Below are 24,375 nucleotides of genomic sequence, written 5' to 3' on the forward strand. Positions count from 1 at the left end.
GCTAGGCCCCCTTTTTCTTGAGAATGACGCCTTGCGTCGTCTGGATGCTGTTGACCCCGTCACCGACGGAGACGAATTCATGGTACAGGCCCGTTTCCCGGATGATCTCCAGAAACCACTCTTGGAACTCCTGCTGACCCATCTCCCACTTGTGGTCGTCATGTCGTAACCCGCTCAATTCGTAGAACGGATTGAAGTCCGAATTCGGCGTCGTAATAATAAAATGCTCGAAATCTACCTGTTTGCAGATCCAATGAATAAGCTTCTTAGCCTCGTCTTGACTCATGTGCTCGATCACTTCCGTCAGGATGACATCGACCTGCTCGCCGTTGTATTCCTCCAAGAAATGATCGATCGAACGAAACGTGATCAGATTATCGAGCTCCCGTGCTTGAGCCTTGCGGCTGACCGACTCCAGCAGCTGCTCGTCGATATCGACAGCGTAGTAGCTTCCCTCGATTTTCGCGGCGAAAGGAAGAGCATAGAAGCCTTCCCCGCAGCCAACATCCAGAATCGATTTGTTAAAAGGAAGCGCGCTGGCGATATAGTTTCTCCGTTGGAGAGCGGTACCTCCGTAATCGAATCGAATGGCGTACCGGCTTGTTTTCTCAAGCTCGCCTTTGTATTTTTTGAACCGATCTCTGGAAGACAAGAAATTCCGTACAAACAAGCTGCGGATGTAGAACGTCGCGTCAATGGCTTGAATGCTTTTAATGTATTTGTCCAGAATGCTGTCGGAAATATCGATGTTTTCGTTGCCGAACATGGAAAGGAACAGGCACAGCACGCTGACAACATGCAGCAGATGATGAAGGCTTTTGCGCGTCGTAACCGTGAGCGAGTAGCTTTTGTGAGCGTGATGCTTAAGCTCGAACGTAAAATCGGTCAGATGTTTCTCAAAAAACTCGATGTACCGCACCAGCTCGATATGAATCATGTTGATATGGAACGAATGCTCGTAGCCTTCGACGTCCCGCTCGTCCTGTGCTTTCAGTGGCGCGGAAAAAAATTCGTTCAGCGCATTCAGCGGAAATAACGGCGTGTTATAGCGGGATACGTTCAAATATTCAAAATCCTCATGCTCATGCTGCTTATAGGAAATCTCATTGTCCGCATCCTTAAAATACACATTGTAGGTAAAGTCGTCCGTGTACCAACCGTAAGCCATCCCCTTGCGGATCGAACGGAGAATCATGCCGGACTCCGGATTTTTTTTGATAATAAACGAAAGCTTCGGGTTCGTGGATCTCACTTGAATGATCGCCATCTGCATCTTCCCCTTGGAATGAAATTGTGTCCGGTCCGTTGTTAAACACAAAAAAGACCACGGACTCAGAGGTCCATGGCCGGATTGGATAAACGAGCCTGATGTCAACTTGCTTGAAGTCGGCATAAAGCTTCACTTAATAAGACAGACCGGTAAGGCCGATGAGGGTACACTGCTGCATATGCTGTTGATGAAATGTATTACACAGGTTTTGATTGGAACTGAAATAAAACTTTTGATCCTTAAGCACCCTCATCCAACCTCCTTTGACAATAGTTAGTGAAATCATACGCGGTGGTCCATATTTTGTCAAGAAAATCTCTAGGTTTTAACATTTTTTCGACTTGATATTGACATAGGGTGCTGCCATCGTTATATAATGTCATTATGATATTATCAATTCGCGAATATCGAAGTGCCGGCAACAGTCAAATTTTAAAGTGAAAGCGAGAGCTGATGATGATAGAGAAATTTACGTTTTTTTACCGTACTGAGTCCCCTTTTTCTCAATGGCATCCTTCACGATTTATCGTGGATGGAGTGGAATTCAACTGCGCGGAGCAGTACATGATGTATCAAAAAGCGAAGCTGTTCGGAGATCAAGAGACGGCGGAGAAGATATTGCAAGCCACGACGCCCCGGGAGCAAAAGAAACTGGGCCGTTTGGTCCGAAACTTTGACAAGGATCAATGGGACAATTACGGAAAGAAATTCGTTTATGACGGCAACTATGCAAAATTTACGCAGAATCCGCACCTGCTGGAGCAACTGCTTAGGACGAAAGGAACAACCTTGGTCGAAGCGAGCCCTACGGACCGGATCTGGGGAGTAGGGCTATCCGAAGACGACCCGAGGATTCAAAACAGAAGAACCTGGCAGGGCAAAAATGCGCTGGGGCACATTTTGACACAGCTGCGCGAGAACCTGCTGAAGGAAAATCAAGAAGTAACCTGAACAGAACGAATGGAGTGAATAAAGATGAACCCATCTACCCGTAACAGAGAAATTAGATCCAAGATCGCTAAAGAAACCTTGGACATTTTGGAACAGGGCTTCTACACCATCCCCTCCGGGACACGAATCACAATCCGGGACGAAGTGGAGACGGCCGTTGCGAAGTCCGTCCTCTATGCGCCCGATCAGCTGCCTAATATGTTGAAGGAAGCAGGCGCCCTCAACGATCGCATAGCAGGGAACACGCCTCGCATTGAGGTGACGAACGAATCGACCTTGGCTGCGGCACAACGACTCGTAGCGCAAGAAGGGGTCGCGGAGACCGTTTGCCTGAATTTCGCCTCCGCCAAAAATCCCGGAGGAGGCTTCCTCGGGGGAAGTCAGGCGCAGGAAGAGAGTCTGGCTCGCTCTTCCGCCTTGTATCCGTGCATTTCCCAGATGACCGAAATGTACGACCATAACCGGGGCCTCAAAACTTGCTTTTATTCCGACTATATGATCTACTCTCCGAAAGTGCCGGTATTCCGGGAAGATCGCGGCAGCCTCCTGCCGCAGCCTTACTTGGTTTCTATGATCACCGCTCCTGCGGTAAATGCCGGGGTCGTACGGGAGCGCGAACCGGAAAGTACGTCTAAGATCGATACAGTCATGCTGGAGCGGATTCGCTTCATTTTAGCGGTTGCAGTTGCCCACGGACAGCGTGCCATTATTCTCGGCGCCTATGGGTGCGGCGTCTTCCGCAATGACCCGAAGAATGTCGCTCGCCTTTTCAAGCAAGCGCTCATCGACGAAGGTCGTGCCGCGTGGTTTGACCAAATCGTCTTCGCCATCCTGGATAACTCGGCAGACAAGCGGACGTTGAATGAATTCAAAATGGCATTGGAGCCATAGCAACTTTTTTCAATGATGATCGTTTATATAGGTAAGATACCATAAAATGGGGTGAATGGATGAAAACATTGGACGGCCTCTAACTTCCCAGAAGGAGGTTAGAGGTTATTGAGCCGAAGTGTAAAAAAATCCCCCGTATGGAACGATCATGACACACCCGGTACACGTTGGGCTAAGCAGCAAGCCAGTAAAGCGGTACGCCGTTATGCCGGTGACATGCCAAATGGAAAATGGTACCGAAAACTATTTTGCTCTTGGAACATTTGCGACTATAGATTTTTCAAAACACGGCAGCAGGCCATCCATGAATGGGAAACTTCTCCGTGGCCCCGGGACAAACAAATGTCCCGAAAAGAAGTGATACTAAAGTGGTTTAAAATTTACAGAAGGAAATAAACGAAAGCGTCGGCTCGGGAAGTGTCGGCGCTTTGCCGCATACGATTTAAAACGCATACGCTTTTTGCGTGATCGTGCGCTCGCATTGTTCAAGCTCGTCTGCCGCACGGTGCAAATAATCGATGCATCTTCTCAATTCCTGGTTATAGCCCACCTTGTAGCCGATCCAAGTTACCGATATGCGCTGCTGCCAGTCTACAAGACTTGCCAGCGTATCGAGTCTGCGGTCCACATGGACGATCTGGTTCTGAACCGCTTGTAAGCGGGAAGCCAAATTTCTGAGTTCCATCATGTTCACGCGAATATCCTCATGCTGTACGCCGGATTGCTTCCACGTATGCCAAGAATCCTTGACGAACTTCGAAACCCTGCTGACGATATCATGCACTTCAGCGTACACCCGCTGCTTAAAGTCGTGAAACCTATCTTTCAGGACAGCTCCAAGTCCGGCCTGTTCAAACAGATCGTCGAACTTGCGCGTCGCCCACGTTTTGAACTGAACGATCTTCTCATCCACAACTTCCGCAGCAATCTGAGCAGCTGTTACAAACGCAGTAGCTACAAACGTAATTTCTACAGCTTTGAGCATCACTCCTACGGTAATCACGGTTTGGGGAACATTGGTGACCGCTAAAACACCTGCCGTTTTCAGTAATTGAACCGAATCGATATCACCATTCCAAACGGCAAAAATGAGCTCCACCGTTTCGTACAGCATCGGGTTAGGCAGCTTTTGAATCCCTTGCGTAAGATTGGACAGCATTCGATATTCAAAATCTTTGCTTTGGATATTATCCCTTGTTAAAGTACCATTGTCGTTCACAAGATGCTTTAGGGCATGATGGTCCATATTTAATAAATCAGGCAGCGTTCCTTTTTTGGCTGAAGTTTCAATCATGATCGGCTTGGTCGGATTATAGAAAAGGGAAGACACGGAATCGTATCGGTTCTGAAATTCCTGTATTTTACCCCTCATATGTTGGATTGAATGTTGATAGGTAATGGTAAATTCCTTGTTAAAGCCAGGGGCGTTAAACGTAGCACAGTTGACTATTTTTTGTTGGATTTCGCCAGGCGCCGTTAAGGTTGCGTACAGTGCAAGGTTCCCCCCGAGAGAATGACCCGTGACCGTGATGTTGTTATACAGCTTCGCTTGTGATTCCATGTACAATCTGGCTTTATGTTGCTGGACGCTTTCCTCTTCATACGAAGTCGATGCATTGTTTTTCCAATCGTTCCGAAACTCTTTTTGGGCGATATCTTCGCTTCCTCGGAAGGCCAACACCGCTTGACCAGGCTCCGGCTCGAACGTGTACGCCACAAACCCTGTTGCCGCATTATCGTCATCAACATGGTTTATTTTCCAATGATCATATTTCGAAGAATCCCGAGATAAACTTTCAATTCCGTGTTTAAATGCTTCAAACTGTTCTTTTGTTTTAAAATGGGTTTCAACTTCCCCAAATGACTCTAACTGATCTTTGTAGGCGTTTACGAGTTCACCTACGGTAAGTGCCCCGGAAAGCAAACTTTTGTTTAGATCCGTATGATTTTTTATATTCAAGTACACCAGTTCTGAAAGTATCGCCTTATCCGCTTCGGTAATGGTCGTGGCCATTGTATCCCCCTTCCTTATGATTCCTTATACTCCCAGTCAAAATGACTCAAAATCTCTTGGACGGAATACACCTTTTTTGCATCGAAAATTTTGGTAAACGTATGCGTATAACTTATTTCTTTCCGAGTGTAATAATGAAGTGCTTCGCCCACCGTATAAAACTCCGTGCTAACATGCTCAAAAGCGGACGGTTTTAAATAAAACACCGAAATAAACCCATGCTTAAATTCTTCTAAAGCCAATATTCTATCTGCCAATTTGTCTACTTTTTCCGCTTGGCGTTCCTTGTCGATATCGGGTTCGCTTTTAATAAACAGATCAACGGCTAGTCCATTAATCGCTTCGGCCTTAAAGTAATCTTCGATACTCATATTTTTGTCATTCAAATCACGTGCCGGAAAAGATAGGCCGCCCGAATCCAGATTTGTCTTGACCCAGATGTCCTTCTGTCCAAATACTTCTTGAGATACCTTCATCATCTTTTCATCGAACTTGTCGGCCATAATCATGTTCATATAGTTGTCCCATACTTTGCTAAAATCTTTCGTGATCTCAGCTCTGAACCGATGCCTCGGGGAATTCGGGGGATACGCCTCCGCTTTGATCGTATCGGTTGTAAATATCCCTGATCCATATCCGCCTCCGACGTTTTCAACCACGAACTCTTCGCCATACTTTTCATTTAAATACCGCGTCATTTTGTCTTCTGCGTCCTTGTACTTCTGACCGCAGCCCATAAGCGTTGCAAGCGATAGCAGCATCACGATTCGAAGCACCAGCCTTCCATTAAGATTCATTTCCCCGCACCATACCCTCCATGAAAACAAAATTGAATACGGAGTGTTTCCCGTTATCTCAAACGATACAGCATTTGAATGACCTCGCTGTATTCACTTGAAATTTGTGTCAATCTTCTGGAGCAATAGTCGACGCTAATTCCCTTCAAACCTTTTAATTCCAGCGCAACGCTTTCCAATTCCCGTCTGATTCTGTTGAGCTCTTCAATAATGGCGGTTGCTTCCCGATCTGCTGCTGCGTTCATTTACATCCCTCTTCATATCCATGGATTGTAGACGACAGAGAGCGACAGAAACTCCCTGTCACCCTCCATACGGATCAGATCCTACTTGAATTGGCTGGCGTTGCTGTTAATGGTCGTTTCGGTTGCATCGTAGTTCGAAACCGTATTGTCCAAAAAAGCCGCATAAGAGTCCACAACCGCCCGATAATCGCTAAACTTTTGGGAATTCGCGTTGAATTTATCCTGGATGGTTCGGGAGGCATCACTATCCCAAGAGCTCGTCAAGCCGTTCATTTCTTTTTTGATCTCTTCAAGCTTGGCGGTCAAGCTGCCGTTAAGCGTTCGGATCGTTGCCGCGGTTTGGGTTACCTCTGCGGTAGATATGCTGATTCCTTCGATAGACATTGTAGTTGGCCTCCTTCAAGGGATAATTAGTTCGCTAATTTTTTAGCGGAGCTCGCAATTTCGGTTTGCGTCGTCCGATACGTTTGGGCGCTATGCTTTAAGAATTCGGAATATTGCTCCATCAGCTTTTTCATATTTTCAAAATCGTCGCGGAATCCTTCGATTTGCGTCGTATAAGCGACGTTATCCTGCCCCTTCCACGCATTGCCCATGGCCTTTACTTCGTTAAACAGTTGATCGTATAAACGCTGATACTCGGCAGCATGCCCATCCATGTTTTTAGCTGCGGCTTCCAGCTTAGCGGGATCTACGACAATTTTTCTTGCCATACAAATTCTCCTTTCGGTAATAAAGGTTTTATATTAACATCAGCCGAGAACCGTGATGAAGCCCCGATTCTTGAGCTGACATGCCAATATCCAAAACGGACCCGGTTGTTCTCTCACACAAAACCGTTTCGCGGGTTGGAGCAAAATAACCGTTGGATAACTCGGCAATCGCACCGGTTAATAACGTCTCGACTTTATAAAGCTTGGTCGTGAGAGGGATGTATGCGTCATAGGTCCGGGCTAAAGCCGGTACAAATACCTCAACCAGTATTTTATCCATCGGAATCGTCCTCCTTGAGATGCAAGGGCGAAGTCAGCAGCTTCATGAGGACCGGCTTCCCGTTCGTCACGATATAACCGAAATCGTCGCCAATATCCTGATACAGCTCGCTGGTGAGCTTCCCGATCTTGATCTGATACTGATCCGCTATGCCGTTCCCCAGCCAAATCCCCTCATTGGAGATCACCTTCGCCTTAAACCAAGCTTCATAGGAAATGGACGAAATCGACGAAACGCGTTCGCAGATAATGAAATTCACCTGATACGTCGTCTCGCCTTTCTCCAGAAGAACCCGGAGCTTATCCTTGGAATCCTCGGAAATTCGTGAGTTCAAGCTTGTCAGGGAGTGAACGATCCAAGTCTGTTTAGCAAAAACCAGAACCGGTTCGCCGGCGGCCATCGCATCCTTGTATGTGTTGTTGCGGTGGACGAGGGTGCTAAATAACTGTGCAACAACTTGGTCCCAATCCGTTGAATTTCCATAATGGGTATAGTTTTTGAACTCGTCATCCATCAGCTTGTTTTCCGGATCGATGACGGCAACTTCGGCTTCCCCTTTAGCGGATAGGACCTCGGCCAGCCCTTGGATAAAGCCCGCATTGTCGTTATTTTGAGACAGTACAAGCTGTATGTAATGTTGGTCAAAGTGAAGGCAGGCTGTCTGCAGACTGTTCTTCTCCACGCCCACCGGAATTTTCCCGGCCTTGCCGTACCTTATCTCATCTATCAAGAAATTCACATCTATGAGCTCAGGCAAAATTGGAATTCTTCTCGCGACCGGCTCCGTCCATTTGGCGGCATACTCTTCGCCATATTGGCGAATATGCTCGAAGCGGTTTTCCACATCGCGATGCATGTGCGCGATTTGAAATTCATATACCCGATCGGATTTCATAATGCCTCTCCCCTTAAACTTGGAGGGGTAGACACCTTCTACGTTACCGAGCACACTGGAATAGTCGGCGGCATCGTTAAGCTGCAGCACGTACAATTGCTTGAAATTTTGCAAAACCCGGTACCGGACCGCGCCTGTATTCAATGCGGACAAAATAAAGTAAATCCCGTACTTCAAGCCTTCCCTCGTTAGATAGGTCACCGCTTCTTCCTTATCCTCGAAAAGCTCCGCGAACGCCGAGTAGTTATGAACGACAACGACAATGGAAGGAACGGCAGTTTGTGCCGATTTCATATACGACTGGTAATCGCCGCCATAATCAGCGAACCTCTTTTTCCGGTCTGCGGTCTCTTGATACAGCATCTTGAACAAATTATTAACTTTCTCCGCTTCATGCGAGAGCAGGACATCGCCCACATGCGGCGCTTTGGCAAATGCGCGTAAGGTCTCGGAAGCGAAATCCAAAATATATACATGGAGCTCGGACGGCGTATGCTCTTCCATCAGCGAGTACAGTAACGTGGCCAAAAAGGTCGTTTTCCCGCTTCCCGCCGCACCGTAAATGACCGCATTTCCTTCCTTGGATAGCGGAAATGTCATCGTAAACTGCCGCTGGTTGGCAGGGTCGTCCACTTGGCCGATCACGGGATTCAGCACACCGCGGGCTTGCTGTGAAACCGGACGACTCTCTCTGAGCTCGTCAAGATAAATGAATTCCGGAAGCGGGTCCAGCCAGAGCGGACGGACGCCGATGCGTTCTTCTTTGGCGATAGCCGCCAAATAGCGGTTTACCTCGTCCAATTGCTTCGCCGGGTTATGGAACCGCGTCTTGCGTTTATCGATTTTGACTTGTTTCACGACGCGTCCCAGGTTGTCAATGACGGTCACGCTCTCGTCCCTGGCTCTTTCAAGCCGATCCGTCGGGTAATAAGGCGCCCCTCCCCAAGCGGATTGACCAAGCTCGAACAGCTCATTGAAGCCAACTTGGACATAGAATCGCCCGGTAACGGACAGCTCGGCCGCATCCGGCCTTTTGATCACGTCCATGCTATCGGCTTTCTCCTGCACCTTAAGACAAATGCGAAACTTGCTGTTGCTCCAAATCTGATCATCCACCACCCCGGATGGCTTCTGGGTTGCCAAGATCAAGTGAATGCCTAAGCTTCTGCCGATACGCGCCGCGCTAACCAACTGCTCCATGAACTCAGGCTGCTGCGTCTTTAGTTCCGCGAACTCGTCCGATATGATAAACAAGTGCTGCAGCGGCTCCATAACTTTCCCATCCCGGAACAGCCTCTGATATTTGTAGATGTCCATGTTACTTATGTTCAACAGCTTGCTCGTTTCGCTAAAGATCGCTTGTCTTCGCTTCAACTCGCTCTGGATCGAAACCAACGACCGCTTAACCGCCGCACCGTCCAAGTTCGTAATCGTTCCCGCCAGATGAGGTAAACTCGCAAATGCGCCGGCCATACCGCCACCTTTGTAGTCGATCAGAATAAAAGCGACCTCATGCGGATGATAGTTTATGGCGAGCGAAAGAATGAACGTCATAATAAATTCGCTTTTCCCGGAACCGGTCATCCCCGCGATCAAGCCATGCGGACCGTGGTATTTCTCATGCAGGTCCAGGTAAAATCGTTCTCCGGTCGTATCTACCCCGATCGGAGTTTGGAGGGATAAGGTAGGATCATTTTCCCGCCACCTCGTCAGCGCATTCAGATGCTCGACCTTGCCAACCTCAAACATATCGAGAAACGTCAGCATGGCAGGCAGCGTATAGCCCGCTCCCGAACTATCCAGTTGAATATTGGCCAGATGCACGGCAAGCTGGAGCTCGTCCTGAATGGTATTCGGATGAGGCTGAAACGCAATATGCTTCCCGGTGGTATCGTCCTTGTCATATATTTTCGAATGATATCCTTCGAACTGTACGACCAGCGAGCACTCTTTGGGCAAGTTTTTCAGCTCGTCGTAAAGATGAATCACGCTAATGCCAATATTGTTTTTGTGCTTCCTTATACCATTCATCATCTCCGCCTTACCGGCCAGACCCTTATCGATCGCGAAGACGACGTAATGCGGTATGACCTCCTTAAGCTCTTCCTCCGAAACAATGCCCTCTCTTCCGGCAATTTCTTTTTCGAAAAAGACGGAAAGCTCCTTTACCTCGCCCGGCTCCGTCGCGATAAATCGGATGGACTTATCGTCGCTCCAAACGTGAGGCAGCCATTTTGCAAAATCCCACGTTTTGCTTTCCTTCTTGTCATAGATAAAAACAAGCTTTAACTCATCATAGCTATGGAGCGCCGCAAGCTGGACAACCAGCCCTTTGACCGCAACAATAACTTCAGCTCTCGTACCGATCATCCCGCTAATCCAATCTTCCGTTAGCGAAAGTGGTATAGGAACCTGCTCCAACATTTTCGGCTGCTCCATAAGCTGATACAGCTCCTCTTGAAGCCCGTCGTCTTCGAGGGAAAATCTTCTCTCCGGAAATTTCAGCACAACCTGAAGCGGCACATTGCCTAGTCCAAGACGAACCTTCAAAAAATCGTTTTGTCTGCGGGTTCGCTCCCATAGGGTCCGCTTGCGCAGCTTGATTCGCGAAACGCATTCCTCAAGCGTAACCAGATTTTCATGCAGGACTTGACGCTGGCGTTCGCCGGCATCCCTTATCTTCTCTCGAACCTCTTGAATATAAAGCTTGTATTTTTCCTGCCGGATGCTCTCTTGCTTGAGTCTCTTCTTAGCTTCGTGCCGTCTCGTTAAAACGGGCCATAGAATCGTACCCAGCAGGACGCTGAAAGACATGACAAGGGTCGGCATCGCACTCATGATTTTGCCGTTGGATTGTAGTGCATTATGCAGAGAGTAAAGCCCTGTGAACAACGAAGCCATACCCATCGTAATGGACGGACCGAGCATGAACATAAGCGGAGTTTGTTCCAGATTCACCTGGGGCGGCGGAGCGTCGATCTTGATCTCGACACGGTCGATTTCCTTAATAAACCTTGGAGAACGGTAAAACAAATCGCCTTCCGGCACCTCTTCGTCGATTTCATCCTCCGTATTCGGTATCGCAGGATACGGTTTAACGCATGGTCTAAGAACATCGGGATTACAGCTCACTTGGCCGTCCGGATTGTTCATGGCCATAAATCCGCTGCCGACAATGATCTTCAAGCCGATGATATAGATCATATCTCCCGGTTTAAGGATCTGCTCCGTCGTCCGCTTCCCGTTCACAAACGTTCCGTTCGAGCTGCTCGTATCCCGGATGGTTACGGCCGTTTCGGACACAAACAGCTCCGCATGAACGGAAGACGTGTACCTATTCGCATACCTGATCTCGCAGCCATCCGTACGACCGATCTTTATTTTCCCTTTACTGGGCAAGCTGTACTTATGAAAAACTTTACGATCGGCAGATACCGGTTCGGCAAAAAGAATCGCAATTTCATCCGTTTTCTTCAGAAGGATGCTATAGAGGGTCAGGGACTCGACGGCAAGCTCCTTTATTTTACGGCTGCCCGCATCCAGGACGACCGCATGCTGATTCGACTTCAGAATCCATTGGCCGTCCACGCCTTCGACCCCGATCACCCGTTCCTCATACCCCAGAAGGTTCGTTTGAGTGACCCAATACTGCCCGGACTTCTTATCAGGCAGCACGCACGTATAGACTTCATTTTCCTTTAGCAAGGATAGCTGCATGGGTCACTCTCCTTCTTTCGAACAGATGATCGAACAAATATTTACAATATTTTCTATTTCAGAGCACAAAAAAACCGCCCTATCCATGGTCAAATACACATGAATAAGGCGGTGCTTCCGCTTTCGATCATTGGTTGTATGATATCATTTCCCCCCAAATTCTGCAATAAAGATTTTTATTCGGTAAATTTCAACAAATCATTTCCAATTTACTCGAAATTCAATTACAATTACTTACAAAAATAGTATGAGAGGTGTATGCTTTCCTCTCCACATTTCCCGAAATTTCTTCCACCAAACCAGTTGGAATAAGAAGGAATTTACCATTGGATTGTCGAATTGATTTTATTCTAAAAACCATATCCAATATAAAAATAGCATAACCGAGGGGGCTCGTACGATGCGCTGGACTGTCAGCAGAAAGCTTGCTTTGGGATTCATTACCATGTTGCTTCTTACTACCATCACTGCCGTTCTTGCTCTAAACCGAATGATGTTTATCCAAAACCGCGTTGAACAAGTTACCGAAAACTCGATGCCAAAGGTGAAAGAAATCAACCGGATTTATTTTGAAACGGAGCATGTGCTTAACCTAGTATTCCGTTACAAAGATAGTACCGATGCCGCGGCGCGCAAAACCCTCGAGGATGAAATCGGTGCAAGCTACGCTCTGGTTGAATCGACGACCCAGCAGTACGAGTCCCAGATCGCAGCCGACGAAGAACGAAGCAATTTTGCTTCCTTCAAGGAAAATTGGGACGAATTCAAAAAGAACACGCAAAAAACGTTAGTCACCAGCCGCAGCAACCCCCAGCAAGCCATGATCCTGATCGATGCCGGCCACCGTATTTTCGACGAAATGCAGAAGCATTTAACCAGTCTGGTCGAATGGAACCACAAGCAGGCTGAAACCTCCGCACTGGAAGCAAAAAAAGCATATAAGGATAGCTTAATATGGGTTTATGTCATTCTTGGGGTCAGCGTAGCTGTCGCCTTCGGAATCAGTGTGCTGTTCCTTCTCCTGATCGCCCGCCCGCTGCGTCTGGTCACCGGCAGTATCGTACGGGTCGCGGACGGCGACTTGACCGTTCAGCCTTTGTCCGTAAAAAGCCGCGATGAAACCGGCCAACTGGCCGACGCTTTGAACCGCATGGTTCGCGAGCTTCATACGGCGATCAGCCGCTCTTCGGAAGCTTCACAGCAGGTTGCGCAACTGGCCGATTCGCTGGCGGCCGATGCCAGTCAGACGACGATCGCCGCACAGCAGATTGCCGACGCCTCCCGTCAGGTAGCCGGAGGAGCGCAGGCACAGCTGACGACCTCGAAGGAAACCGCCGTCGTGATGGAAGAAATGGCCGCAGGGATCGGCAGGATTTCGGAGGCAACCTCGGACATGGCGGAGCAGTTCCAAACGACAGCCGCCAATGCGGTGAAAGGCACGGAGTCGATGGACGAAGCGGAAGAGCAGATGAACGCCATTTCCACAACAACCACGCAGACTTCGGAACGCATGGAACGGTTAAGCAAACGGTCCGACGAAATCGGAGGCATTGTGAAATTGATCTCCGAGATCGCTTATCAGACGAATTTGCTGGCCTTGAACGCTTCGATTGAAGCGGCAAGAGCCGGAGAAAGCGGCAAAGGCTTCGCGGTCGTCGCCGCCGAGGTGAAGAAGCTGGCCACCCAATCCGAAACGGCCGCCAAGGAAATTACCCAGCGCATCCGCTTGATCCAAGAGGAAACGAAAGAAACGGCCGGAGCGATCCGCGAGGTTACGGAGCAGGTTACGGCAGGCATCCATCTGGTGAGCGACTCTGGCCGCAGCTTCCGCGACATTGCCGCTTCGATCGAGCAACTAAACGGACACATTCAGGAAGTGTCCGCCACGGCGGAAGAAATGGCGGCGACCACCGAGCAAATTACCGCCTCGGTCACGTCCACGGCGATGATTGCCCAGACCTCCAGCGACAGCACGGAAAGCGTCGCCGCCGCTTCGAACGAGCAGTTCGCTTCGATGGAACGCATCTCCGGCAGCGCGGAGTCGCTTACACTGCTTGCGGGAGAGCTTCGCGAGAGCATTCGCCGCTTCCGGCTGTAGGGCTGTTCGCAAAAAAGCACCTGCTTTTGCAAGCAAGTGCTTAGGCCAACCTATAATACTTCCGACAACATAGGGATCGCATCCTGCGCTCCCAAACGGGTCACCGCAATGGACGAGGCGCGCTGGGCGATATCCACCGCTTCGTCCATGCTTTTGCCCGCGATGATCATCGCGGCCAGCGTTCCGGAGAACGTGTCCCCGGCCGCCGTCGTGTCGATGGCTTCAACCTTGCGCGCTTCCTTGTATACGTTCTCCGTTCCGTTATAGTACACGATGCCCTTTTCTCCGAGTGTAATGAGCGGATAACGAATCCCTTTGGCCCGCAGCTTGTTCAAAGCCTCAAAAGCATCGTCGGTGCTCCGGATCTCAATACCCGTGTAGATGCGGCATTCGATTTCGTTCGGCGTAAAATAATCCACGCCCTGCAAAACTGCATCCTCAATCGGAACCGCAGGTGCCGGATTCAGGAAAATCGGGACTTGACCTTTCACCAAACGAATAACCTCGTAGACCGTCTCCATCGGAATTTCCAGCTGCAGCATAACGGCCGCGGCCGAAAGCAGCTCCTGCTGGTACCCCCGAATATAGCCGGGAGAGACTTCGCTGTTGGCCCCACCATCGAGAATGATGCTGTTATTCCCGTTGCATACGGTGATGGCTGCCACACCCGTCGTCACATCCGGCTCGCGCTTGAGGAAGTCCGTGTGCACGCCGAAGCCGCTAAGCCGGTCGATCAGGGACTGGCCGAAAATATCGTCGCCTACCTTCCCCATAAACCACGTTTCGGCGCCCATCTTGGCGCAAGCGACCGCTTGATTGGCCCCTTTGCCGCCGGGAGCGAGGAAAAATCCGTCGCCCCGCATCGTCTCCCCGATTTCGGGAAGACGGCTCGTCCGCATGACCATATCCATATTTGCACTGCCGACAACCATAATTTTCATCGGAATTCCGCCCTCTTCGTTACAAATTCACCGGTCCGGGCTTCTAGAGCTCCGTCACTCGGATATTGCTGTAGTAGGTTCTCGCCGCACCAAGGGTGCTGACTCCGTACATGCCGTAGCCGAACGTACCGTCCGTATGCTGCAGGATTTGCTCCCCGTTGATGAACAGCGTGATGACCTGCCCTTGCACCGTCACCTTGAGTTCATAGTTCTGGTCAAACTGCCAAGGGTAGCTGGCTCCGGTCAGTTTAGTATAACCGAAATCGTTCAGGTAGAGGGAGACTTGATCTTTGCCGTCAAAGCCCGCGTGATACCCGCGCATCGCTCCTTGAGCGCGAACCGCCACCAGATGCGAATCGCCGATTTGCGGATTAAGGTCCAAGGTTACAGAATAATCCGTGGCAAAATAGTTCCCCGTATACGCTTCGCTAGGCTCGGCGGTCATCAGATACATCGAGCCGTCCACCAGATTCCAAGCGCCGTGATTATGGGCAAAAGGCGTCACGCAGCCAAAATCACCCGACTGTTTATGGAAATCGATCGTGTAGTCCGCTTTGCCGGAAATCCGGAATTCGTCGATAAAGATGCGGCCCAGGCTTTTCGGCTTGCGCGTCGAATACGATTCGAGCACGATGCCGACCTCGTCGATCAGCTCGCCTTCCGAATCCGGAATAACGAACTCCACCTCGATCCACTCTTGGTTCACGAGCTTAACATAGCCTTGGACGAGCTCTTTCTTGCTTTTGTGCAGCCGGACGTAAGGAGCAATGCCCATCGTTTCGTTGCCGCCCCATTGATCCAGATAAATGTTCATCGAAACTTTCTGGCCCGAATACGCTCTCGGCGCAAACGTCGGCGAATACCGCTCGTCGCTGAAGTCGGCGCGGGTGTAGTAAGGCTTGTAAAAGACTTTCGACTTCTCGCCGCGGGTCATGCGGTCAAAGATAACTTCGAGCGAGCCGGTGCCGCGGAAAGCTTTCTCCGTCGAATGCCGCGCCTGGCAGAAGAACGGATCAGATACCCGGATATTGTGCGTCGAGCCCGGCAGTTCGAAGTCAAAATAAATGTCGCGTTCCGTAAAGCTGTCGACGATTTCCTGCGGGCACGGCACCTTCGCCAGACGGTAACCCAGAATCGTCAATTCCTTGGCATACGTAGGAATATCCAAAATGTTCAAGTAACCGGAGATGCCCGACATCACGATGGAGTCGTTGATCGGCTTGCGGTACTTGTCCGCGATGCCTTCTAGGCCGCATGCGACGCCAAGCACAGTACCGACGTTGCCCGCATTGCAATCGGTATCCCAGCCACACATCGTGGCAATTTCCACCGTCCGGTTGAAGTCGCCCTGACCGTAAATCATCGACAGCACGCAGATGCCGGCGTTTGGAATAATATGGCATACGCCGGTATATTTGTCGTAGCCCCAGTCTCTTTCGAGCATGTCGCGGCAAGCCCGGAAGTCGTCCGGGTGCTGCGCATGGAATTCCAACACCGCTCTCGACACTTTCGCGTAGAGGGAATCCGCCGGAATTTGAGCGAGCCCCGCTTCGATAATCTCGCGGATATCCGACGTTTCGAACGCCTTGGAGATCGCCGCGCAGAAAAATCTCGCGCCCAGCACCCCTTCGCCGTCGTGCGATACGCGGGCCGCAGCTTCACCGAAATCGGCGGCTTTCTTCGGATTGCAAGGATTGACCAAGCCCCACGTATCGATGAAAATTTGCCCGCCGATCTGCTCGGCGATAATAAGCCCGTTCTGCTCGATCGAGCCGGATTGCGGGGCCGGAATTCCTTTTTTCAGGTTGATGTAAGCCGTATGCTCCGTGCTGACGCCATAGCCGCCCCACCAGAACATCCCGATGCCTTCGCGAGCGTAGTTCAGCCAAGCGCGCGCCACGTCGTTCGGGGTAATATCGCGGTCGGCCGCGTCGTCGTACAAGGCCCGCAGAAAATAATACGGACCGTTCGCGTCGTCATCGGCAGCGAAGTTTTTGAATTCCTTCACGTAGTCCGTAATCTCGCCGTACGTATTTTTGATCCGCTCATAAGTCCAGATCGTCGGCTCCACCGGAGCGCCCAACCTTATGCCGATATTCATGCCTAAATAACCTGCGTAAACTTTCTCTAAATAATTCGAAGGAATCATGTTCCGTGCACCGCCTTTAAAATAATGAGCCTGGAAGGCTATGTGATCAACTGAAGCAATAGATGTTACGAGGGGGCAGGGTATCCACTTCCGGTCGCTGCTCCACCCCACAAAGTGAAGTTGAAACAGAGAAGCTAAACCTGAGTACTTTGCGGGGACCCCGGGTCCGCAGGAAATTTGGATTGGAAGCCGCTTACAGCGACATTTCCCGCGGACAAAGGCGAACGCTATCGCTCCTCCAGTGCATACCCCGCCTCAGTATGTTTCTCTATTATTATATTGACCACTTCGTTTCTACAGAGCGCTCTCAGTTGCTCCGCTGCCCATTTACCGGACTTCCAGAGCCTTCTGTCTAAAATTGTTCAATTCCAGATCCTCTTGAATAATTGCCGTGGCCGCTTCGGTAAACCGGTCGCAGCTTGCCGCCATATCCTGCTTATTAACTTCTTCCAACACCGCGATCTCGTCGGCCGGAATCGCTCGAATGCCCTGCATCGCGCCTAGAATCGCGCCGATCATGACGCCAATCGAATCCGTATCGCGGCCGGAGCTTACGCCGTCCTTGACTGCCTCTAGGATATCGCCGTCGTGGAGGACCATGTACGCCAGCGCCAGCGGCAGCTCCTCGATGGAGAACAACCGGCTTGGCGTGTAATGATTCGAAGGGATGCCGACTTTATCGATGCTCCGGTTGACGTCGTCGCGCATCGGAGAGTAGACCGCCATCACTTCGTGCAAAGCATGGACAACCTTGTCCCGGTCCGCTTTATCCGCTTGCAGGAGCAGGGCCTTCTCGCAAAGATCGTAAATGGCCCGCTTCGTGCCGTCCTTGGCGTAATACACCGCGGTTTCCGCCACATCATGGACCGTGACGCCCGGCTCGAACGCCTTGGCGACGCAGGAGGCCAGCACACCCGCCGCTTCCAGCCCGTAGCTGATTTGGTGGCCGGAGGCGAACAAGATCGCTTCGTCGTACGCTCCCTTCGGGTTGCAGGCGTTCACGATCCCGACGGGAGCGATGTACATAGCCGCTCCGCAGTTGACCATATTGCCGTAACCGCCCTCGCGGGGCTCGCAGTTCGCAAGCACATGCCGGTTGAAAATATGCTTCTCCGGATAAAACAACCGGTCCAAAATAAGCGCTTCCCGGCCAAACTCGGGAATATATCTCGGCCGGAAGGCAATTTCCTTCACAAATTCGTTGGCCATATCGTAGGCATCGAGATGCCGGCGCTCCGTGCAGTATACGTTCATCAGCGCCAGCGTCATGAGCGTGTCGTCCGTCACGATGCCCTGGCCGCGCATTCTGCCCAGCCGCGTCGTTTCCGGCCAATCCGCCTTCCACCATTTCGTCTTCGTCGTTTCGACACGGCCGTATTTCTCTTTAATTTGACCGTAGGTCATTTTCTCGATGACCGCGCCCATCGCATCACCGTACGCCGTTCCGAAGACGACGCCTTTCACCCGATCCGCAAAAGACAGCATCGGTTCCTCTCCCCTCCGCAGGAAGTGCGAGGCCTCCGCCCCGCACTTTACCGGCCGTTTATTTTATCGTTTGGTTGGCGTAATCTGTAATTTCCTTGCCACCTGCGGCATTCCAGGCTTGTACGAACTGATCGAAATCCGCGATCGTTTTCTTGCCCGTCACCACGTTGGCGGCAAATTCTTTGTAGAGCGCGTTGCAGGCGTCCCATTTGGCTGCGAGCTCCGCAGGAATGATGAAGCTGTTGTCTTTTTTGGACAGCTTGGACATCATATCCAGCGATTTTGCCGCCGGCTCGGACAAGTATGGCGTCGACGGATCGAACTCCGGCTTGAAGTTCACGGTCGAATCGACAAACCGCGGATACCATTCGGCCGATTTGGCCGTCAGCTTGATTTTGTTGTCGACGACGGTGTATTGATTGCCTTCGATGCCGAGCTTATCCAGCAGTTGGCCTTTCGGGCTGGCCAGGTACTCCAATACGGCGAAGGCCATCTCTTTATTTTTCGCGGTTTTGGCAATTGCAAAGCCGCGGCTCTCCTTGCTTACGTCAACCGGGGTATATCCTTGGCCTTTCCCTTTTGCCGGCGGCAGAGGCATTACCTTCGCAGCCGCTCCGTTCTGAGACGTCGATTTGGTGTTGTAGAGGTCGATAACTTTACCTTGCGTCCCTGCGATAACCGCCGCTTGACCGTCGTAGAACGCTTTCTCTTTCGTATCCCATTTTTTGGTCAGGAACTCGGGATCGAGCAGGCCGTCCTTGTACAGCTTCGCATAAAACTCCAGCTTGTCTTTTTCGAAGGAGGTCGTTTTGCCAAATGCGTATTTGCCGTCCTCGCCCTTCAGCCATGTGGAGGTCAGTCCGAACGATTGCCCGAATGTGGCGTCAAGCTCGTCAAGCGTACCGGCTGTCGTATAGGCGAATTTGGCGCCGTTCTTTTCTTTCAGCTCTTTGAAGAAGGTATAGTAGTTGTCCACGGTCGGGTTAACCAGCAGTTCCTTGCCCGATGCCGTCTTGTCAAACCAGTCCTGGCGCACGACCGGAACCGAGCTGCTCGTCGGCGACAGCCACACCAGATACGGATAGTTTTTCGTTCTTTCCTGGTTGTACGGGTTCATGGACGCTTTCACTTGCGTCGATTTTTCGATGTACGGCGTCAAGTCTTCCAGAATTTTTTGGGTGACCGCGAACTGGTAGTCGCCGCCTTGGAAATAAATCAGATCGGGAATGTTACCGCTTTGCAGCAGCAGGCCCAGCTTCTCGGAGTAGGTGCCGCTCTGCACGGGAACGAGCTGCAGCTTCACGTTTTTGCCTTCGGCTTTCATGCCTTCTTCGATGCCTTTGAGCAATGGATCGTCGGGCTGCAGGTCCTTGTCGACGATCGTAATCGTGACCGGCTGGTCGCCGGACGGCGCCGCTGCCGAACCGCCCGGAGCTGTCGAATTGCCGGAGCTGCACGCGGTGGAGATGACCAGCAAGCTTGCGGCCAGCAGGGTGAACGCTTTTCTCATTTGTATTTCCTCCCCAATGTCTTGTGTTGTTTATTCTTTGACGCCGCCATCCATTACTCCGCTGGTATAATACTTCAGAATAATAGGATAGAGCATAAGAATCGGAATCATGGCAACGACGATTGTAGCCGCTTTCAGCGATGAGAAATCAAGCTGCGCGATATTGTTGTTCTTGAGCAGATTCGCTGCGCCGACCAGCGTCGAAGTGTCCCGCTCCACGACGAATTGTCTAAGCAGCACTTGCAGCACCGTATTCTCGCGGCTGGACAAGAAAATGCTGGATTTGAAAAACTCGTTCCACTTCGCAATCGCGTAGAACATCCCGATCGTAAGCAGCGGTATGCGCGCCAGCGGCATAACGATCCGGATAAACAGAGTCATGTGCCCGGCGCCGTCGATTCTGGCCGCTTCCAGCAGGGACTCCGGAATTTCTTCCAGAAAACGCATCATAATAATCAAGTAGTACACGTTAATCATCCGGTAAAGCACCATCGACCACAGGCTGTCGAGCAGATGCAGATCCTTCATGACCATATATTCCTGAACGATCCCCGGCTCGAAGATCATGATGATGATCAGAAAAATCATAATCGGGGTTTTGCCGACCAAGTTTTTTCGCGTTAAGACATAGGCTGCAATCGTTGTAAAAAAGATACATAAGCAAGTGCCCACGATAGTAATAAACAGCGAATTCATCAGCGCCTTGCCGACAATCGGATTGCCGAGAACGACTTGAAAATTGATCAGCGAGAACCCCTTGGGCAGCAGATCGTAGCCTTTCAATTGATTAACCCGGTCCGGATGCGATAACGCCCTGGCAAATATGTTCACGATCGGCACGAACATCGTCAGCGTCAGAAGCGTCAGCATCAGCCCGATCAACAGTTTGAAAACGGTTATTTTTTTGCCAACCATCTTGGCTCCCCCTTACCATGCGCCTTTCGAGGTCAATTTCTTCGATATGAAATGAGTGGACAGGACGAGCACGACGCCAATCAGGCTCTTGAACAAGTTGGCCGCTGTAGCGAACGAATATTGCCCGTTGATCAAGCCGACACGGTAGACATACGTATCGATAATATCGATCTGGCTGTTGACGGAATCGTTGGTGAAGTTCAATACCTGATCAAGTCCCGCATTCATAATGAAGCCGACATTCAGGATGAAAATCGTGACCATTGGAACGTACAGGTGCGGCAGCACGACTCGGGTGACAATGTGCCAGCGGGACGCTCCATCGACATAAGCCGCTTCGTACAAGCTGGGGCTGACGCCCATAATCGCAGCCAGAAAAATAATCGAGTCCCAGCCGATACTGCGCCAAGCTTCGCTGGCAATCAGCACCCACCGGATGCTTCCTTTATCCGTCAGGAAATCTTGAGGCGGAAAGCCGAGCGCCTTGATCAGATCGTTCACTGCTCCCGTAGACGGGGACAGAAATTCGAACCAAACGCCCGCAATGACGACCCACGACAGAAAGTGGGGCAAGTACGAAACGACCTGCACCGCCTTGCGGAATTTGCCGTTCGCGAACTCGTTGAGCATCAGCGCGAACAGGATCGGAATCGGAAAAATAAGAAACATTTTCATCGCGCTAATGATTAAAGTATTGGCCAGTACGTTGGAAAATATGGGCGTGCTGAACAGCTCGCGGAAATATTTGAGCCCGACGTACACGTTGTCTCCGAGAATGCGGTATTCGTAAAAGGCCAGCTTCATGCCGATAATCGGCCACACATGGAAGATGACGAAATACGCGAGACACGGGAGAAGCATGAGATACAGCACTTTATCGGCCCATATTCGATTCAGCTTCGAATACGCTTTCATCCGTTACACCTCCTGACGGATCACAAGTTGATCTCCAGTTCCATCAGCGGCGCATGCTGCTGCGCCCCGTACACGTCCCGGTCCAGGAAGGTGCCTGACGAAACTTTTCTCGCAAACGTAATTTTGAATCCGAGCGCCTGATCGAAGAAGACGATCTGCGTAATGTTATCTTGCTCAATATTGTAGAGCCGCGATACGAGCTCTTTATTGATCAGGCCTTGCTCTTTGATTTTGTAATAAACGGACGGATCGTCGAACAACACGTCAACCGTAATTTCAAAGGGGCCGCTGTTTTTGCTGCGCAGGACGGCCGCCGCATCGAATAACTTCATATTTTACACCTCTTCATAATCGGTCCGGAACATTTCGAATCCGTCCGAGACTTCCATCAGGTGGTAAACGGAGAACTCGTATACCGCTCCGAACGGCACATCGCTAGGCGCAAACGGAAACGCCAAATTCCCTGCCGTCGCTTTTCTTCCTTCGTAGCCGTAATGCAGGAAGGTCGATCTTACCGAGCTGCATACCGCATTGGCCAGCTCCTGCGTCTTGGCGACGACCTCGAACACGATCCCCAGCTCATGCGCCGGCTTGCGCTGCGGCTCCAGCTCGCCCAACACGCCGTCGAGGCCGTAGTTGATAAAATGGATCTTGTAATCGTCCGGCGACACTTCGCTGTAATACTCGCGCACCTGCTGCTTGACCAGTTCTTCGACTTCTTCGATCTTCGCAATCAGCAGCGGATCTCGGACCCCTGCGACGACAAACGTCCGGTAAGCCACCTTCATCGCGCCTTCCAGCTTGATCTTGTACACCGGAGTCTCGGCGATTTGACTGCCGCGCACTTCGACGCTGCCGTCCCCAAGCTCGGTAAAGACGCAATGCTCCAGATTGAGCACCAAGCCCGGCCCGTGCAAAATGTACGGGTGGTCCTTCTCATAAAACGTGTGCGCCGCCACCGACACCGCCGTACATTTACGGTTCTCATTGAGCGGCTGCACGATAAACGAATCCGTTTTCAAAGTGCCGAGCATGCAATCCTTCGTCGTTCCTGGCTCGGCGGAAAGCGCGGCGCATTCCAGAATTTTGCCGAGATGGTAAGCAAGCGCCGTATCGTAGCCATGATGCATGGCGACAGCTGCAAAAGGCGACGGGTCGTACGCGCGGCCGCAAATAATAATGTCTGCCGCTTCCTCCAGCGCCGCAACAATCGGTTCGTGTCCCATCTGCGCCACGACGCGGTCGGTTGCCGCAAGCCGTTCCGGCGTCAGCGGCGCAACGGTCAGGCCCAGCGGCTCGCACTTGCCTGCCTCCAGCTTCGCCGTCACCACCTCGTGGGGAATGTCCGCCCAGATGGTCGCTACCTTAATACCGCGAATTCCATGCTCTTCCAGAATCTCCAAGACGATCGACCGGGTCCATTCCACATGAACCTTTGCGCCGCTTCCCCCGGCTGACCCGATGATGATCGGAATGCCTGCTTTGACGCCCTCGGTAATGATGATTTCGAGATCCTTCTTGCAGGCCTGCTTGCTGACAATCGCCGTGCCTGCACCTAATTTATGAGGTCCCGCGTCGGTAGAACCTGCGTCCACCACGATCGCATCCGGGCCGCAAGCCATCCCGTTCATAAAGGAGGACTTCGGAAACCCGTAGCCCAGCATCCCGCAAGGGGCCAAAATTTTGAACTCGTCCTTTGCCATATGACTCCTCCGCCCTATCCGCTAACGATGATTATCTGTATTTTCCACCAACTCACACAAATTTTGGATATTGGGTAATTGGGTGGTCCAATTTAAACGTCAAAAGGATGCTGCTCATCCGTTTGACTCCACTTTGTTCGAAGAAACATTTTGCTTCACCTGTTGGAGATGGTGCAGGAGCGCCGCTTTGGCTTTCGCCGGATCTTTTTCCTTGATCGCTTGAAGTATGGCGTAATGCTCCTTGTACACTTCGCTTTTTCGGCCGGGGATATCGACCGTCTTGGTCAGTGTTTTTTGCAGAAGATCCATGTGCAGATCGATCAGATTCACCAGCACGACATTGTGCGTCGCTTTGGCGATCGAGAGATGGAACGCCTGATCGGGATTGACGGGATCTTCGGAGTTGCGGTCGATCGTCCCCCAGCGCTCAAGAGCGCTTTCAATTTCCGCAATATCCTGTTCGGTCGCCCGCATTGCCGCCAATTCCACAATTCCCGTCTCGAAAATCTCCCTTGCCTCCAGCAGCTCGATAATCGTCGCCCGCTCGATATTTTCGAGGATGCGCTTCGTATCTTCCGCCTTCGAGAGGTTTTTGCTGAGGAAACGGCCGCCTCCCGGACGGGTTTCGATCAGTCCCTCCCGCTCCAAAATGCGGAAAGCTTCGCGCAGCGTGCCGCGGCTGATCCCGAACGCTTGAGCCAGCTCCCGTTCCGTAGGCAGGACGTCCCCCGGAGCAAGGTTGCCTTCGAGAATGATATTTTCTATCTGCTCAATGACATCTTCATAGACCCGGTGGTATTTTATTTTCTTAATGGTCATTGTCCCGTTACCTTTCCAAGAGTAGCATTTACTTTCGGATAATTGGGTCACCCAATTGCCCACACCT

General features: G+C 51.1%; 20 protein-coding genes. 3 read left to right on the plus strand and 17 right to left on the minus strand.

Annotated features, from left to right (window positions below; all coding sequences use genetic code 11):
- Position 1: 1 nt before the first annotated feature.
- A complete protein-coding gene (locus ET33_RS26645; protein WP_036689397.1) occupies positions 2–1,267 on the minus strand; it encodes a class I SAM-dependent methyltransferase in 1,266 nt (421 codons plus the stop codon).
- Between the two features lie 462 nt (positions 1,268–1,729).
- On the opposite strand from ET33_RS26645, the gene ET33_RS26650 reads away from it, so the two are divergent.
- Positions 1,730–2,221, plus strand: coding sequence for an NADAR family protein (locus ET33_RS26650; RefSeq protein ID WP_036689580.1), 492 nt, complete (start codon positions 1,730–1,732; stop codon positions 2,219–2,221).
- 24 nt (positions 2,222–2,245) lie between these two features.
- On the plus strand, positions 2,246–3,112 hold the full coding sequence (locus ET33_RS26655) for a TIGR02452 family protein (protein WP_036689400.1): 867 nt from the start codon (positions 2,246–2,248) through the stop codon (positions 3,110–3,112).
- A 442-nt stretch (positions 3,113–3,554) separates the two neighbouring features.
- Here ET33_RS26655 and ET33_RS26665 read toward each other — a convergent pair whose 3' ends face one another.
- The 7 genes from ET33_RS26665 to essC form a co-directional block, all read right to left on the minus strand.
- On the minus strand, positions 3,555–5,126 hold the full coding sequence (locus ET33_RS26665; RefSeq protein WP_036689404.1) for an Mbeg1-like protein: 1,572 nt from the start codon (positions 5,124–5,126) through the stop codon (positions 3,555–3,557).
- Between the two features lie 14 nt (positions 5,127–5,140).
- Positions 5,141–5,923, minus strand: a complete 783-nt coding sequence (locus ET33_RS26670) for a hypothetical protein (protein ID WP_036689406.1) — start codon at positions 5,921–5,923, stop codon at positions 5,141–5,143.
- 53 nt (positions 5,924–5,976) lie between these two features.
- A complete protein-coding gene (locus tag ET33_RS26675; protein ID WP_036689408.1) occupies positions 5,977–6,168 on the minus strand; it encodes a hypothetical protein in 192 nt (63 codons plus the stop codon).
- Positions 6,169–6,249: 81 nt separating this feature from the next.
- The gene (locus ET33_RS26680) at positions 6,250–6,552 is read right to left on the minus strand and encodes a pore-forming ESAT-6 family protein (protein ID WP_010496610.1); all 303 of its coding nucleotides are present in this window, start codon (positions 6,550–6,552) and stop codon (positions 6,250–6,252) included.
- Positions 6,553–6,578: 26 nt separating this feature from the next.
- Positions 6,579–6,881 (minus strand): WXG100 family type VII secretion target, encoded by a 303-nt coding sequence (locus ET33_RS26685; protein ID WP_036689412.1) that lies wholly within the window; start codon positions 6,879–6,881, stop codon positions 6,579–6,581.
- 28 nt (positions 6,882–6,909) lie between these two features.
- A complete protein-coding gene (locus ET33_RS26690) occupies positions 6,910–7,161 on the minus strand; it encodes a ubiquitin family protein (RefSeq protein WP_036689415.1) in 252 nt (83 codons plus the stop codon).
- Positions 7,154–11,773: a type VII secretion protein EssC gene (gene essC / locus ET33_RS26695; protein ID WP_036689418.1), complete on the minus strand. Its 4,620-nt coding sequence runs from the start codon at positions 11,771–11,773 to the stop codon at positions 7,154–7,156. Before essC ends, ET33_RS26690 begins: the two co-directional genes overlap by 8 nt.
- A 400-nt stretch (positions 11,774–12,173) precedes the next feature.
- Between essC and ET33_RS26700 the strand changes: the two genes are divergently transcribed.
- Positions 12,174–13,871, plus strand: coding sequence for a methyl-accepting chemotaxis protein (locus ET33_RS26700; protein ID WP_051775654.1), 1,698 nt, complete (start codon positions 12,174–12,176; stop codon positions 13,869–13,871).
- Between the two features lie 50 nt (positions 13,872–13,921).
- Here the strand turns inward: ET33_RS26700 and rbsK are convergent, their stop codons facing one another.
- The 9 genes from rbsK to ET33_RS26745 all read right to left on the minus strand — a co-directional run bounded on the left by rbsK (position 13,922) and on the right by ET33_RS26745 (position 24,308).
- Complete coding sequence (gene rbsK, locus ET33_RS26705; RefSeq protein WP_036689431.1) at positions 13,922–14,812, minus strand: ribokinase; 891 nt, start codon at positions 14,810–14,812, stop codon at positions 13,922–13,924.
- A gap of 43 nt (positions 14,813–14,855) precedes the next feature.
- A complete protein-coding gene (locus ET33_RS26710) occupies positions 14,856–16,961 on the minus strand; it encodes an ADP-ribosylglycohydrolase family protein (protein WP_036689434.1) in 2,106 nt (701 codons plus the stop codon).
- Positions 16,962–17,288: 327 nt separating this feature from the next.
- The gene (locus ET33_RS26715) at positions 17,289–18,446 is read right to left on the minus strand and encodes an ADP-ribosylglycohydrolase family protein (RefSeq protein WP_036689450.1); all 1,158 of its coding nucleotides are present in this window, start codon (positions 18,444–18,446) and stop codon (positions 17,289–17,291) included.
- Positions 18,447–18,504: 58 nt separating this feature from the next.
- A complete protein-coding gene (locus tag ET33_RS26720) occupies positions 18,505–19,956 on the minus strand; it encodes an extracellular solute-binding protein (protein WP_036689455.1) in 1,452 nt (483 codons plus the stop codon).
- Between the two features lie 30 nt (positions 19,957–19,986).
- The gene (locus ET33_RS26725; protein WP_036689458.1) at positions 19,987–20,871 is read right to left on the minus strand and encodes a carbohydrate ABC transporter permease; all 885 of its coding nucleotides are present in this window, start codon (positions 20,869–20,871) and stop codon (positions 19,987–19,989) included.
- Positions 20,872–20,883: 12 nt separating this feature from the next.
- Entirely contained in the window at positions 20,884–21,786 is a 903-nt protein-coding gene (locus ET33_RS26730) for an ABC transporter permease (protein ID WP_036689464.1), read from the minus strand.
- 20 nt (positions 21,787–21,806) lie between these two features.
- A complete protein-coding gene (locus ET33_RS26735) occupies positions 21,807–22,118 on the minus strand; it encodes a DUF4387 domain-containing protein (RefSeq protein ID WP_010496621.1) in 312 nt (103 codons plus the stop codon).
- A 3-nt stretch (positions 22,119–22,121) separates the two neighbouring features.
- Complete coding sequence (locus ET33_RS26740; RefSeq protein WP_036689467.1) at positions 22,122–23,489, minus strand: acyclic terpene utilization AtuA family protein; 1,368 nt, start codon at positions 23,487–23,489, stop codon at positions 22,122–22,124.
- Between the two features lie 114 nt (positions 23,490–23,603).
- On the minus strand, positions 23,604–24,308 hold the full coding sequence (locus ET33_RS26745) for a FadR/GntR family transcriptional regulator (RefSeq protein WP_036689469.1): 705 nt from the start codon (positions 24,306–24,308) through the stop codon (positions 23,604–23,606).
- Positions 24,309–24,375: the final 67 nt, after the last annotated feature.

The organism is Paenibacillus tyrphae (assembly GCF_000722545.1).
In the GTDB taxonomy this organism is placed as follows: Bacteria; Bacillota; Bacilli; order Paenibacillales; family NBRC-103111; genus Paenibacillus_G; species Paenibacillus_G tyrfis.

What these genes read in the sequence shown, in the direction of transcription:
- ET33_RS26645 (WP_036689397.1), bottom strand. Translation starts at nt 1,267, where the DNA reads ATGGCGATCATTCAAGTGAGATCCACGAACCCGAAGCTTTCGTTTATT.
- ET33_RS26655 (WP_036689400.1), top strand. Translation starts at nt 2,246, where the DNA reads ATGAACCCATCTACCCGTAACAGAGAAATTAGATCCAAGATCGCTAAA.
- ET33_RS26665 (WP_036689404.1), bottom strand. Translation starts at nt 5,126, where the DNA reads ATGGCCACGACCATTACCGAAGCGGATAAGGCGATACTTTCAGAACTG.
- ET33_RS26670 (WP_036689406.1), bottom strand. Translation starts at nt 5,923, where the DNA reads ATGAATCTTAATGGAAGGCTGGTGCTTCGAATCGTGATGCTGCTATCG.
- ET33_RS26675 (WP_036689408.1), bottom strand. Translation starts at nt 6,168, where the DNA reads ATGAACGCAGCAGCAGATCGGGAAGCAACCGCCATTATTGAAGAGCTC.
- ET33_RS26680 (WP_010496610.1), bottom strand. Translation starts at nt 6,552, where the DNA reads ATGTCTATCGAAGGAATCAGCATATCTACCGCAGAGGTAACCCAAACC.
- ET33_RS26685 (WP_036689412.1), bottom strand. Translation starts at nt 6,881, where the DNA reads ATGGCAAGAAAAATTGTCGTAGATCCCGCTAAGCTGGAAGCCGCAGCT.
- ET33_RS26690 (WP_036689415.1), bottom strand. Translation starts at nt 7,161, where the DNA reads ATGGATAAAATACTGGTTGAGGTATTTGTACCGGCTTTAGCCCGGACC.
- essC (WP_036689418.1), bottom strand. Translation starts at nt 11,773, where the DNA reads ATGCAGCTATCCTTGCTAAAGGAAAATGAAGTCTATACGTGCGTGCTG.
- ET33_RS26700 (WP_051775654.1), top strand. Translation starts at nt 12,174, where the DNA reads ATGCGCTGGACTGTCAGCAGAAAGCTTGCTTTGGGATTCATTACCATG.
- rbsK (WP_036689431.1), bottom strand. Translation starts at nt 14,812, where the DNA reads ATGAAAATTATGGTTGTCGGCAGTGCAAATATGGATATGGTCATGCGG.
- ET33_RS26710 (WP_036689434.1), bottom strand. Translation starts at nt 16,961, where the DNA reads ATGATTCCTTCGAATTATTTAGAGAAAGTTTACGCAGGTTATTTAGGC.
- ET33_RS26715 (WP_036689450.1), bottom strand. Translation starts at nt 18,446, where the DNA reads ATGCTGTCTTTTGCGGATCGGGTGAAAGGCGTCGTCTTCGGAACGGCG.
- ET33_RS26720 (WP_036689455.1), bottom strand. Translation starts at nt 19,956, where the DNA reads ATGAGAAAAGCGTTCACCCTGCTGGCCGCAAGCTTGCTGGTCATCTCC.
- ET33_RS26725 (WP_036689458.1), bottom strand. Translation starts at nt 20,871, where the DNA reads ATGGTTGGCAAAAAAATAACCGTTTTCAAACTGTTGATCGGGCTGATG.
- ET33_RS26730 (WP_036689464.1), bottom strand. Translation starts at nt 21,786, where the DNA reads ATGAAAGCGTATTCGAAGCTGAATCGAATATGGGCCGATAAAGTGCTG.
- ET33_RS26735 (WP_010496621.1), bottom strand. Translation starts at nt 22,118, where the DNA reads ATGAAGTTATTCGATGCGGCGGCCGTCCTGCGCAGCAAAAACAGCGGC.
- ET33_RS26740 (WP_036689467.1), bottom strand. Translation starts at nt 23,489, where the DNA reads ATGGCAAAGGACGAGTTCAAAATTTTGGCCCCTTGCGGGATGCTGGGC.
- ET33_RS26745 (WP_036689469.1), bottom strand. Translation starts at nt 24,308, where the DNA reads ATGACCATTAAGAAAATAAAATACCACCGGGTCTATGAAGATGTCATT.